This is a genomic window from Limnothrix redekei LRLZ20PSL1, assembly GCF_043235035.1.
Classification (GTDB): domain Bacteria; phylum Cyanobacteriota; class Cyanobacteriia; order CACIAM-69d; family CACIAM-69d; genus CACIAM-69d.
The window spans coordinates 1-12,536 of the sequence record NZ_JAZAQF010000096.1 but is presented as its reverse complement, the minus strand read 5'-3'; the positions used below and the strand labels follow the sequence as shown (position 1 = coordinate 12,536).

Sequence of the window (12,536 nt, the reverse complement as noted above, 5' to 3'; positions counted from 1 at the left end):
GCAAAGCTTGCACGAATGCTGATAGGGGAATGTTGCGATTGAATTGGTCGAACTTCCCTTTAATGAAATAGCCCTTCTGCTGAGTGATTGGCTTATGGACTTCATTTACAACAGCCGTTTTCCCAATTCCCGAAAATCCCGCTACTAGCATCAGCTCTGATGCGCCTTGGGAGACTCGCTCAAAAGACTTGAGTAAAGTTTTAACTTCGGCTTCTCTACCGTAGAGCTTTTCAGGGATTAAGAAGCGATCGCTCAGATCCCGTTGTCCCAGTTCAAATGATGCAATAGTGCCTGTTGTTTCCCACTGGGTTAAGCATTGCTGCAAATCATGCTGAAGACCCAAAGCACTTTGATATCGATCCTCAGCATTTTTAGCCATCAGCTTTGTCACGATCGCCCCTACAATCCTGGGCACTGACGGATTTACCTGATCCACTGGCTGTGCTGTTTTAGCAATATGACAATGCAGAATTTCCAAGGGGTCGTTGGCAATGAAAGGCAATTGACCAGCTAATAGTTGATATAGCGTTGCACCCAGAGCGTAGTAATCGGCACGATAGTCAATGCCACGATTCATGCGCCCGGTTTGTTCAGGAGCTAAGTAGGCTAAAGTTCCCTCTAAAATGTTTGGGTTTTGAATTTCTTGAGTTTCTTTAGGTAATAGAGAGGCAATGCTGAAATCAATTAATTTAATTTCTTTTGAGGTGGAATTAATTAGAATATTGGCGGGTTTAATATCTTTATGAATAACGCGTTGCTGATGCAAATCGTGCAGAATGCGGGCCAATTGCAGCGCAATCTTGAGCACTTCGACCCAATTAAGCGTGTGCTGCTGTAGATATTGATTGAGGGACAATCCTCCCCAATCTTCCATCACGAGCACATAGCCATTCCCCAAGGGCTGAAGAGTCAGGGGGTGAACAATACCAGGCAGATTGAGGTTTTTGGCGATCGCGTATTGATTCCGAAATTGCACCAATTCGCCAAAGGTGGGATAGTCCGACAGCAAGATTTTCAACACCACCGATCGCCGATTTGCGTCCTGGACAGCGCGATAGACAGCCGTTCGCGACCCCCAATAAAGTTGTTCGGTGATTGTGTAGTCTGGGATATTGGGTATTGACTGTTCAGATATCCGAGTTGCAGTGGTCATAAGTGATACCAGGAGATCGGCTCAATCAATTCAGGAACACATTCAAGGCGCGCGAAAGCTTCCCAAGCACTCGGCGCTGCCAGGGTATTGATTCAGTGCCTTAGAGCACTTAAGAGATCACTCAGCGATCACTCAGCAATGTCGCTCTATAAATTTTGCGTAAAATCAGGAAAATCTCGGGAATGGCAGAAAAGTGCTGCGTAGAAATTTTCCCAGCACTCAGCACTGACAAGGCACTGATCCAATGTCATGGGGTACTAAGGAGATCACCCAGTAGTATAGCTCTACAAATTTTGCGTAAAATCGGGAAAATTTGGGAAATTACAGGAAAATTCCGAAAAAATACAACTTCTCGGAGCAGGGAAGCGCTAATTGCTCAATACTGAGGCGAGAGGCTGAGGCTGCTGCTCAAAGAAGCGAATGCTGGTGGGCGTGCGGTTTTTGAGATCGGGGGCGTAGCGGGCTAGGTGGCGCACTACCCGATCGTTGACCCACAAGATAATGGGGAACCTGAACTGATGGGTAAAGGCGTTGAAGGCCCGATTGGTGGCCACTAACAAATCATCCAGCTCTTCTAGAGTTTCCAGCCCGGTGACCACCAGGGCTTGAGGCGGGTGTTGGCGGCAAAGATGCTGGATGGGTGACAAGAGCGATCGGGCGGAGGTGGGCAACTGCAAGCACCCGACCTCCAGGGACAGCATCTCGCGTAAGCGATTAGTGGCACAACGCTGAACCGCTGGATCGTTGCAGTGCGCCAGAATCAGGGCAAATTCTCCCTGTTGGTGCAACAGAGTTCTGGCCAAAATGGCAACAGATCGTTCATTGGCGTTGGCGAGACTGCCTGGAACTTTGGGGCCCATGGCTTAACGCTCCTCATTGGGAACAGTCGCATGACTGCTACGTATTGCGCCTGGGTGGATAGGTTAGGCCCAGGCGGCGATCATCTGGGAGTTAGCGGTTTTGTTGCTGCCAGGCTTGAAACCAATCGGTTTCTTCGAGGGAAGGGTTGATGCCAAACCAACGTCCCTGGGCATCGCGGTACTCGTAAACAATTTGAGTCCGCAGCAGCATTTGGTAGCTGTCCTCGCCACGCACACTTTGTTCGCGGACAACTTGGAAAAGGCGCTCTCGCTCAATGTCATCGATCGACAGGGTGAGATCGTCCCGACTATCGCGAATGGCGCGCTCCAGGTTTGCCCGAGCAAAGGGAGGGTCTTCCTGCTGTAGGCAGCGATAGAGTAATCCTAACAGGCTTCGGGGATGACCACCACTGACCCGACAAAGACGATTTAGGGTTTCCAAGTCCTCAAAAACTTCGCTGACATGGCTGAGTGCTTCGGTGGGAGAAAGGTTTGGAAAAGCCCTCGCCAAAACAGCCGATCGCAAGGCTTCCATGCCTGGTTCAAAGGGTTCCCCATTCCGAGTCCGCACCGGAATCATTGACAATACTTTGGGAGCCAAACCGCCGCCTAAGCGGTTTTTCATCGCTTCGTATTCGTCAGCAAACATTAACGAAAGGGGAACGGTGTAAACCAAATGGCAATTAATTCGCCGAAGCTGAGCACCGCGATCGATAAATAAATATTCCGGTTGCCGCCGCCCGATCGAGGGTAAGGTGCGGCTATCCACCCGATCAAGGTTATCCACAATCACTACCAATCCCTTCTTGCCGCGCCGCAGCAATTCTTGGGTGGCCCGCTGAATAATCTCCTCGTTAATGGCCCGCAGGATTCCCTCCGTTCGCGGTTCCAGGTATTGCCGCAATTGGCTGCGTAGTTTGGGATTGTCCTGGGTTTTGGCGGTAATTTTGGCAATTCCTAGAGAAACCTCCGCCTGAGCACCCAGTTCGATCGGGGTTTGCAGAAAATCAGAAACCTCTTGGAACAAATTGGCAAAATAGCTGGGTTTCAACTTAATGCCGACGGCATCTAAGTTTTCGCTGACCTGGCGAGTAATGGCCAACAAAATATCACTAATATCCACATCGGCCATGTCTAAGTCTTGGGTAGACTCGAAATAGACCACATGGAAATTCTCTTGCTCCAGTTCAGCTTTCAACCGCAAGAGTTCCGTGGACTTCCCGCAGCCAATGTGTCCCGTAAAAAGCTGACAAGTGGGCACATCGGGAGAAATTCGGACGATCGTCCGCTTCAGCTCACCAATGATATTGCCACCACGCACATTCGAGAAATCAATATAGTATTTTCGATCTTCCGGCTTGGCGAGATCGAGCGTATAGGAAGGATTGCAGGCCTTAAAGAAGCGGGATATATCGTCAATTGCCATGGTACTGAGAAATATCGGCCAAAGAAAATAGCAACAATCGACTTGGACTAGGGCTACGATGCAACCATCATGACCAACCTAGCGATCAAAGTACAGGGACACCGGCATTCACCCTAAAATCTATTCCTGAAATCTGGTCCTGAAATCTTGAACTTCATGGAAGTTGGGCAGCGAGTCCTGGGTTGCTGCTGCGGTGGGCATGGCGAGCAGCGGCAACTATTCTAAAAGACCCCATTTTGAATTGGGGTTGGGGGTCTTGGCCACTGAAGCTCAGGAGAAATCAGGAATCCATCGCAGGAACCCATCATTCAGGACGCTATTACAGACGCTGTTGCATAAAACAGATCAGTCAGATCAGTTAAATGGGTCAGATAAATGGGCCAGATGTTCAACGGATAAATGGGCCAGATGTTCAACGGGTCAGATATGGATCCTCTCGCTCCCTTGTCTCGTCGCCACTTGGATCTGCGGCGATCGCACCTTCGCCGTCGCCGCCACTGGAAAATTGCGCGGCGGAGTTGGCGCTTGGTGGCGGTGGGCTTGGTGGCGATCATGACGGCCAGCTTGGTTACGTCTGCCCCTTGGGTGATTCGGGGGCCCGAACAGGTGGACGTGTTGGGCAATCGGATGCTGAGCGATGACCACGTGCGATCACTCCTGGGCATCAGCTATCCCCAATCTTTGTGGAAACTCCAGCCCCAAGTGATTGCTGCCAGCCTGCGAGCCAGGGGCCCCGTGGCCCACGCGGAGGTCACTCGCCAACTGTTACCGCCCAAGTTGGTGGTGCAGGTCACGGAGCTGTTTCCGGTGGCTGTGATTGAGTCCACGGTTTCGGCGCAACGGGCTGGCGGCAACCCACGCGCCCAAATCGGCCTGATGGACAGCCAGGGCACTTGGATTGAGCTAGAGCGATACCAAGCCATGCGCCCCATTCCCCAATTGCCCGTGCTCAAGGCGATCGGGGACTATGGCACGATCCAACGGGAATGGGCTTTTATCTACCGTTGGCTGAGTTTGTCGCCCGTGGCCGTGCAGGTGGTGGATTGGCGCAACCCCCGATCGATCCGTTTGCAAACGGAATTGGGGCCCGTGGAATTGGGAACCTATGGGCGCGATCGCTGGGCCCAGCAAATGGCCCTCCTGGCGCGGATGCGATCGCTTCCGCAACAACTCGATCCCAGACAAATTGATCACATTGATTTCCGAGATTTGGAGCGACCCGCCATCCAAATGAGATCCACCACTCTGGACAAGGGAGCACAACAACAGCTAAAACCACCCTAGTAACACTGTTGTTGCCTGAGCACATTGCCTGAGCACATTGCCCGAGCATTCCACCCGTCGATTCGGATTCCTACCTCAGCAACTTCCCCACACTCGTTCACGCCCCGGCCCCCTTGATCCAACAGCCGCCAGATTGCTGAGATAACTTTTTTCCAGCAACTTTCAGCAACTTACCCTATAGTTGTCTACAAATTCTGTAAATTCTGTCGGTTGGACAATCTAACCTTCGACCCTTTTAGCTTGCCAATCCCATGACGCTTAATGACCGCCTGGGGCCTGCCCAAGACAACCCAACCGCCTACGACTCCGCCGAGTACCCCCGTGGAGCCAGCGGAGCCTATGGAAGTGCTGGCCTGCCCCTCAGCAATATCGGTAGCGGCTTTAAGAATAATGGAGATGGCGGGATGCAGCCCGGTGAAACTGCCAAAGGAAGCGAGATCGTGCCAGGAAGCATCGCCCGTATTAAGGTCATTGGCGTAGGCGGTGGCGGCGGCAACGCTGTGAACCGCATGATTGCCAGCCAAATTTCCGGCATCGAGTTTTGGTCCATCAACACCGATGCCCAAGCCCTGACCCAATCGGCGGCCCAAAACCGCTTGCAAATAGGTCAAAAGCTAACCAAGGGGCTGGGGGCTGGCGGTAACCGCACCATTGGCAAAAGCGCCGCTGAAGAGTCCCGGGAAGAAATTGCCAACCTGGTGCAAAATACGGAATTGGTCTTCATTACGGCCGGTATGGGCGGCGGCACTGGAACCGGGGCTGCCCCGATCGTGGCGGAAATGGCGAAAGAAGCCGGTGCGCTGACGGTGGCAGTGGTGACCCGGCCCTTTAAGTTTGAAGGGCGGCGGCGGATGGCCCAAGCCGAAGAAGGCATTGCGGAACTGCAAGCCCAGGTGGACACCACGATCATCATCCCTAATGATCGCCTGTTGGCCGCCATTCCGGAACAAACCCCTGTCCAAGAGGCCTTCCAGTTTGCCGATGACGTGTTGCGGCAAGGGGTTCAGGGGATCTCTGATATCATCACCATTCCCGGTTTGGTGAATGTGGACTTTGCCGATGTGCGGGCGGTGATGGCCGATGCCGGTTCGGCGCTGATGGGCATTGGTATTGGTTCCGGTAAGTCCCGGGCCCGCGATGCGGCCAATGCGGCTATTTCCTCCCCGCTGCTCGAAGCCAGCATTGAAGGGGCCAAGGGCGTGGTCTTGAATATTACGGGCGGTCGCGATCTAACCCTCCATGAGGTGAATGCGGCTGCTGAAGCGATCTATGAAGTGGTTGACCCGAACGCCAACATCATCTTCGGCGCGGTGATTGATGAGCGACTGCAAGGGGAAATTTGCGTCACGGTCATTGCAACGGGCTTTTCGGCAGATTTGCCCCCCAGTTCGGCGGCGGGCCGCTTGAGCGCTGGTTTACCGCGATCGACCCCCAAGCCCCTCCCGAACCCCACGGGCGACCAAAAGGGCAACAGCATGTTGGGTGGGCTAGATATTCCCGAGTTCCTGCAACGACGGCGAAACCCCTAGGCTCCCCGATCCCACCCGATCTTGATCGTCCTAGATCATCTAGACCATGAGCCAGGGAATGCAGCCCCCGATCGCCCTGACCATTGCCGGTTCCGATAGCGGCGGCGGCGCGGGAATTCAGGCTGATTTAAAAACCTTCGCCATGCACTGTGTTCACGGTGCTTGTGCTTTAACCTGCGTGACAGCCCAAAACACCTTGGGGGTCACCAGGGTTGACCCATTGGCTCCGGCGGCGGTGGTGGCCCAAATTAATGCGGTGGCGATCGATTTAGGCATCGCAGCGGCCAAAACGGGCATGTTGCTGAATCGAGATATTATTTCGGCCGTGGTCGATCGGCTCAGCACCGACCCGTTACCGGCCTTGGTTGTGGATCCGGTGATGGTGTCCCGCACGGGGGCGCAGTTGATTGATGATGACGCGGTGGCACTGATGCGCGATCGGCTGTTGCCCTTGGCGACGGTGGCCACGCCGAATCGCTATGAGGCGCAATTATTGGCCGGACAAGCGATCGAGTCCTTGGCGGATTTGATCGTGGCGGCGAAAACCATTTGGCAATTGGGCCCCCAAGCGGTGGTGGTGAAGGGGGGCGGTTTGCCGGGAGATTTACGGGGTGTGGATGTGTGGTTTGCGGGCGATGAACCGGTGGTGTTGCGAACGGAAACCGTGGACACCCCCCACACCCACGGCACGGGCTGTAGTTTGTCGGCGGCGATCGCGGCGAACTTGGCCTTGGGGCAAGCACCCTTGGCGGCAACCCAAGCAGCGAAAACCTATGTCACGCAAGCATTGCATCACTCTCTGGCGATCGGACAAGGCCAGGGGCCGATCGGGCACTTTTTCCCATTGTTAAACGGTTGGTTGAACGGTTAATCGCCAGAGCATCGCACCCCGTGAATTCCTGACTACCGATCTCCAACCACCGATCCCCAACCGCGATCGCACCCTCATTCCCCAATCCTGGAAGTTTTGAGCAGGAAATTGCCTGAACGCGCTGAATTTTCAGCAATCTCAGCTTCCTAGCGGGCGTGGGAACATTTGACGACCGATCATCGGCCAGTTTCGCAGGCGACAATCAGCCCCTCCCCAGTCCGGAAGTCTGTTGCTTCGGTAGGAAGAGGAAAAAAGATGGTGACGATCGCTACGACCGGTGGTGAAAACACGGAAATTGGGCGATCGGGGACAGGTTGCTGCATGACTGAGATCGGTCTCCGTTTGCGATCGCCGTCGCCATCTGTGATTGCTAACCGAGTGAAACTAGAGATATCACAAACATGATGGGCGATCGAGCAATGATGAGCACGCATTCCCCCAAGTCTGGCCAGCGTCCAGAGGACAACGTGCGGGCGATCGCCGACGCGTTGGCCGTCTATCTCGCTTGGTCGTTTCGCAACAGTGTGACGCAGGTCAAAAAAACAACAACCGCTACCCCGGAAGCGCCTGTCGTGGGTTGGTCAGCTTCGGATTCCCAATCATCAGCCACGGCCCGAGCCATGACCGACCAACCGTCAGTCGGTTTGGCCGACTCTGTGGCCCCGTCTGCAACCCCGGGGAAGGCTGAGGATGACTCAGTGAATTTACAGAAATTGACCCAGTTCGCGCAACTGGGCCCGGACGCGATCGAGCCGATCCTCTCCTCTGAGTCATCTTCTGAGTTACGGCCGACGGCTGAACTGCGGGCGGAAACAGAACCATCCTGCCAATTGCCAGGGTTGATTGCGGCCATGCCCACCACGGAAACCGTTGCTAGCGGTGTGAATTTCCAAAGTGAGCGATCGAGCACTGCCACTGCTGCCCAAGGATCGCCAGACTCCGATTGGGTAGATTTTTGGGCTGATCCTTGGGATACAGCTCTGGAACCGGGCATGGGTTAAACCGGCCCTCACTCGATCGCCTAGCGACAACCTTCACGGCTGACCTTCACGGTCAAACCATTCTGACCAACTAGGGCGAATTTTCTGAACCGGTCGCCCTAAACCAGCCAGCCCGTTTCGTCATCATTACTCTTGCGCGGGTCGATCGGGCCCGAGACCGAACGGCGCGGCGGCAATCGGCGCGGGGTCGGCGCATTGGGACGAGTCAGGGGCTTCGGCAGGTTGCGATCGTTCATCGGGTCGATCGGGGCGGGGGCAACCGGCGGAGCCAAATTCAAAATGCGGGGTTTGCTGCGGCGCTCCGGCACGATCGGGGCTACTAACTTGGCTGGCAATTGCGGTGGCGTGCTGGCGGGGAGGCTACGGCTAGCGATCGCCGGGGTCGCAGGTTCCGATTGCTGGGCTAACCACAACCGCAACCCATCCTCGATCGCATTTCCAGGTGCATCGGTCAGTTCCAACACCCGATTGATCAAGGTCGGATCCAAGAAAACCGTATATTGCTCGCGATGTTGGCTGGACTGACCGGATGGGGCGGATGGTGCAGACATGGAAAGCGTAGCGATCGGGTGGGCAAATAACTAGATCCATTGTCGCCTGTTTTGGGGCCGATCGCCCATTGACCTGGGGCCCAACCAATCCCGATCGGACAATCGGCGGGTCAACCTCACTCGGGCAGACGACAGCCACCGATCGGCCGCTAGCAGGCAGGCAACCAACAAGCCATGGGGCGAAAATTGACTTGGCCAAATGGCTTGGGAAATTGGTCGAGCAAGATTGGGTAGAAATTCGGCAAAAAATTGACAAAAAAAAGGAGAGTCGTTGCGGACTCTCCCAGTCATCAGGGTGCATCTACTTAGCACAGTATAACAGCAGAAGGGCGAGGGGTGTCACCCCCTTTTTTGAAATTTTGATGAACTCTTGGAAATCCAGCCGGCCGATCGCCTAGCCATTCAGCAACTCCTCCAGCAATTGGTTCGTGAGCTTCGGATCCACGCGGCCGCCACTCTTCTTCATCAGTTGCCCCACAAAGAAACCCTTCAGCTTGGTTTTTCCAGCGCGATATTGTTCCAGTTCCGCCGGATGGGCCGCCAAAACTTCTTCGATCATGGCCTTGATCGCCCCTTGGTCAGAAATTTGCACCAATCCCTTGCGATCGACCAGGGCCTTGGGCGAGCCACCTTCCGTGAGCAGCTCCGGCAGAATGTCCTTAGCGATTTTGCCGCTGATGGTTCCATTCACAATTAACCCCACCAACTCCGCCAGCTCCGCCGGTTTCAGGGCCAAGTTTTCGATCGACTGTTTTTCGTTCTTCAACCAAGCGGCAATATCGCCCATGATCCAGTTCGCCGCCTGTTTCACATCGCCCCCAGCGGTCACCGTGGCTTCAAAATATTCCGCCACCGCCCGCTCATCGGTTAGCACCTGGGCATCGTAGGCCGACAGCCCCAGCTCCGTTTCATAGCGATGGCGCTTTTGGGCAGGCAACTCCGGTAACTCCTCACGCCAAGATTCCCGTTGCTCTTCCGACACCACGATCGGGGTGAGATCCGGCTCCGGGAAATAGCGATAGTCGCTGGAGCCTTCCTTAGAGCGCATGGAAATGGTGCGTTGGCTGCCCTCTTCCCAAAGACGGGTTTCTTGGACGATCGGCTCGCCGGTTTCGATCGCCTCAATTTGGCGCTCAATTTCGTACTCGATCGCCCGCTGAATTGCGTTGAACGAGTTCATATTTTTGATTTCAACCTTCGTGCCAAAGGCCTTTTGGCCCACCGGCCGCACCGACACATTCACATCACAACGCAGGGAACCCTCCTGCATGTTGCCGTCACTGATGCCCAAATAGCGCACGATTCGGCGCAATTCCTTGGCATATTCCGCCGCCTCTTGGCCCGTGCGAATATCCGGCTCCGAAACGATTTCCACCAGCGGCACACCGGCTCGGTTGTAGTCCACCAGGGAATAGGCCGACCCGGCCAGGCGATCGGCCCCCGCATGGACCAACTTGCCCGCGTCTTCTTCCATGTGCAAACGGGTGATGCCAATCCGTTTGCGGGTGGCGTTCCCTTGCTTGTCCACAATTTCAATTTCCAGCCAACCATGCTCCGCGATCGGCAGGTCGTATTGGGAAATTTGATAATTTTTGGGCAAGTCGGGATAGAAATATTGCTTGCGATCGAACTTGCTGTAGGGGGCGATCTGACAATTGAGCGCCAAGCCCGCCTTCACCGCATATTCCAACACCTTTTGATTCAGCACCGGCAGCGTGCCCGGCAACCCCAAGCACACCGGATCCACATGGGTGTTGGGATCGGCTCCAAACTCCGTGGAACTGCTACAGAAAATTTTGGTTTCCGTGCTCAGTTGGCAGTGGGTCTCGAGACCAATGACGGCTTCGTATTCGGTCTTGGCAGGCGCGGCAACGGTCATATGCTTGGCTGAACTTGCTGTGGGTGACGGATGGGAAGTTAATGAACCCAATGTGAATGAACCAAGAGGAACTTAGTCTGGCTGAATAAGCAGGCCTATTCAGTGTCCATGGCTCATGGCCCATCCAGTATTCCTACTGTGGGTCTTTGAGCGCGATCGGCCTAGAATCCCGAGAGAGTCCCAGTTGGCATGATTGAAAGGGTTAAACAACGGTTGAGCCAGTGGCCAAATCAACTAGCCAGACCATAACCCGATCAAAAACCCGATCAAAGTGCTCGGACTTCATTCTATCGCTAGCGATCGCCCGGCCCCGGTTGGAAGCAAAACTTTTGACGGTTGACCGGGCCATCGAACTGGCGCTTGACCTAGCAATTTTGACTGGCTTTTTGACTGGAATTCATTTCCAGGATTCAACAACTCAAGGATTCAATAACGGAAGGTGGCCGTGCAACGCAAGGGGCAAATCCTGATTGGGCTGTTGGGGGTGTTGGCGGTTGCGGGGTTGGGTCTGGAATGGTGGCTGCGTAGTGACCCGATTTTGAGGGCAGCGCGATCGGCCTATGACCAAGCCAACTGTGCCGCCGCAATCCCTCGGTTTCAGCAGGTGGCCGATCGATCCGCTCCGGACGATCGAGACCCAACGGCTGTGGAAAGTCGCTATCGGTTAGCGGAATGTCAGCTTTATCAAACCGCTGAACAGGCCCAAAATGCCCGCCAACTGAACAAGGCGTTTGGAGCCTATGTGCAATTTGCCAAGATTTATCCCCACAGTGCGCTGATTGGCGCAGTGCGGGCTAATGTGCGCCGAATTTTGGATCGCACCAGTCCAGGCAGCCTGGCCAGTCCGGACGCTTGCCGAGGGTTAACCATCCTGCTCGATCGGGCCGTGGTCAGTGCCGAACACCCCAGCACACCGCTGTTGTTGTTGACCTGTGGGCGGCTGTTTACCCAGCGGGCTGAATATGCCCGGGCTGTCCATACCTATGTGGCTTTGGAAATTCACTATCCCGATCATCCCGTGATGGAACTGTTTCCGGAGGAGCTGGCCCAATTGCTGCGGTTGGGTCGGTTTTCGGAATCTTCGGTGCGCAATATCTATCAGGTGATTGAGCAACGGGATTTGGATCGACTGAATTGGACAGCCCGCCCGGAACCGGATACGGACTGGATGATGGCGAACCCGCGCTCTTGGGAATTGGTGCAACAGTGGCTGGCCAATCCGGAATCTTGGCTGATTCTGGGAGGCGGGGCGGTGGGTTTGGGGTTGGGGCTGGCGGCCAGTCGCTGGTGGCGGAACCGATCGCCCCGGCCCCGGCGATCGGTTTCCCGGCGATCGCCCGTGCGAGTTACCCAAGAACGACCTACGGGGTTTCGATTTGATGGGGGTCAATATCGCCTGACCCGGCAACAGCTCGACCAAATCAAGGCGGAACCCAGCCAGACCATCCCCAAAACTCAACCTCAGCGAACCGATCGCGCTACGCCTTCCCCGTCTACCTCTCCCTCATCTTCTTCGTCGCGATCCACGTCACCTCGATCGACTCCACCCCCATCGGCCCCATCCCGATCACGGCGCGATCGCCCGGCGGCCAAGCGACCGCCCCGCCCAGACCCCAAGCCCAAGCCCCCCAAAAGTCGCGGCCCCAGTCGGGCCTTGGAAGCGCAACTGTTGCTGTTAGTGCAAAACCAGCGATCGACCGCTGAACGCTTGGTGGCCTTTGAGCGATCGCGGATACCGGGTAAGTCGGAGGATTGGTACTGGCAAGCGGCGATCGAGCGGCTCATTCGCGATCGGCGCTAATCAATTGCTGCCAACCAATTGCTGCCAACCAATCGCTGCTAATCAATCGCTGCTAATCAATAGACCTCTTGCACGAATCAAATTGGATGTGTTGCCTGGTAGTTGAGCAACCCGGCCAGCAGATGAAGCCTCAAGCCAAAACGGCGACGACGATTGCGATAGCGTCCTGAGAAGATCCGAA

General features: G+C 55.2%; 10 protein-coding genes and 1 pseudogene. 5 read left to right on the top strand and 6 right to left on the bottom strand.

The window, feature by feature from the left end; translation table 11 throughout:
* From VPK24_RS18760 to VPK24_RS18750, 3 genes are all read right to left on the bottom strand, one after another.
* The coding region (locus tag VPK24_RS18760; RefSeq protein ID WP_393015660.1) for a protein kinase domain-containing protein at window positions 1-1,153 on the bottom strand (1,153 nt) is incomplete at its 3' end.
* A gap of 368 nt (window positions 1,154-1,521) precedes the next feature.
* Window positions 1,522-2,013: a hypothetical protein gene (locus VPK24_RS18755; RefSeq protein ID WP_393015658.1), complete on the bottom strand. Its 492-nt coding sequence runs from the start codon at window positions 2,011-2,013 to the stop codon at window positions 1,522-1,524.
* A 91-nt stretch (window positions 2,014-2,104) separates the two neighbouring features.
* Entirely contained in the window at window positions 2,105-3,439 is a 1,335-nt protein-coding gene (locus tag VPK24_RS18750) for a P-loop NTPase fold protein (RefSeq protein ID WP_099533550.1), read from the bottom strand.
* A gap of 444 nt (window positions 3,440-3,883) precedes the next feature.
* Between VPK24_RS18750 and VPK24_RS18745 the strand changes: the two genes are divergently transcribed.
* From VPK24_RS18745 to VPK24_RS18730, 4 genes are all read left to right on the top strand, one after another.
* A complete protein-coding gene (locus VPK24_RS18745) occupies window positions 3,884-4,723 on the top strand; it encodes a cell division protein FtsQ/DivIB (protein WP_393015656.1) in 840 nt (279 codons plus the stop codon).
* A gap of 251 nt (window positions 4,724-4,974) precedes the next feature.
* Entirely contained in the window at window positions 4,975-6,252 is a 1,278-nt protein-coding gene (gene ftsZ, locus VPK24_RS18740; protein WP_393015654.1) for a cell division protein FtsZ, read from the top strand.
* Between the two features lie 46 nt (window positions 6,253-6,298).
* Entirely contained in the window at window positions 6,299-7,123 is an 825-nt protein-coding gene (gene thiD, locus VPK24_RS18735; RefSeq protein ID WP_393015652.1) for a bifunctional hydroxymethylpyrimidine kinase/phosphomethylpyrimidine kinase, read from the top strand.
* 419 nt (window positions 7,124-7,542) lie between these two features.
* The gene (locus tag VPK24_RS18730; RefSeq protein ID WP_393015650.1) at window positions 7,543-8,124 is read left to right on the top strand and encodes a hypothetical protein; all 582 of its coding nucleotides are present in this window, start codon (window positions 7,543-7,545) and stop codon (window positions 8,122-8,124) included.
* Window positions 8,125-8,222: 98 nt separating this feature from the next.
* Here VPK24_RS18730 and VPK24_RS18725 read toward each other — a convergent pair whose 3' ends face one another.
* On the bottom strand, window positions 8,223-8,675 hold the full coding sequence (locus VPK24_RS18725) for a hypothetical protein (protein ID WP_393015648.1): 453 nt from the start codon (window positions 8,673-8,675) through the stop codon (window positions 8,223-8,225).
* A 394-nt stretch (window positions 8,676-9,069) separates the two neighbouring features.
* On the bottom strand, window positions 9,070-10,554 hold the full coding sequence (gene gatB / locus VPK24_RS18720) for an Asp-tRNA(Asn)/Glu-tRNA(Gln) amidotransferase subunit GatB (protein WP_393015646.1): 1,485 nt from the start codon (window positions 10,552-10,554) through the stop codon (window positions 9,070-9,072).
* Window positions 10,555-10,993: 439 nt separating this feature from the next.
* Between gatB and VPK24_RS18715 the strand changes: the two genes are divergently transcribed.
* Window positions 10,994-12,355 (top strand): tetratricopeptide repeat protein, encoded by a 1,362-nt coding sequence (locus VPK24_RS18715; RefSeq protein ID WP_393015645.1) that lies wholly within the window; start codon window positions 10,994-10,996, stop codon window positions 12,353-12,355.
* A 77-nt stretch (window positions 12,356-12,432) separates the two neighbouring features.
* Here VPK24_RS18715 and VPK24_RS18710 read toward each other — a convergent pair.
* A pseudogene (locus VPK24_RS18710) lies at window positions 12,433-12,536 on the bottom strand (IS5/IS1182 family transposase); the annotation flags it as partial.